This is a genomic window from Pseudomonas putida W15Oct28, from assembly GCF_000708715.2.
GTDB lineage: Bacteria > Pseudomonadota > Gammaproteobacteria > Pseudomonadales > Pseudomonadaceae > Aquipseudomonas > Aquipseudomonas putida_R.
In genome coordinates this window covers 1-262 of record NZ_JENB01000111.1, presented here as the reverse complement: position 1 = coordinate 262, position 262 = coordinate 1, and the positions used below count along the sequence as shown (strand labels likewise).

The following is a 262-nucleotide window of genomic DNA, read 5'->3' as shown; positions in this document are numbered from 1 at the left end:
TCGGGATGGGATCAGGTGGTTCCAATGCTCTATGGTCGTCAAGAAATTCTGTAGCCAGAATGTCCAGATGGACAGCCCAGCGAATTCGGATATGTGATATTTGTGGTTTGTTGCGAACTTTCGGTTCTTATCATCTTCACCACCACAATTTGGCGCCTTACGCTCAAATTGCTTGGGTGTTATATGGTCAAGCCTCACGGGCAATTAGTATTGGTTAGCTCAACGCCTCACAGCGCTTACACACCCAACCTATCAACGTCGT

At 47.3% G+C, this 262-nt stretch carries 1 rRNA gene; it reads right to left on the bottom strand.

Going from position 1 to position 262, the window contains the following annotated elements:
• Nucleotides 1–183 precede the first annotated feature (183 nt).
• Nucleotides 184–262, bottom strand: a 23S ribosomal RNA gene (locus AK81_RS27635); the annotation flags it as partial.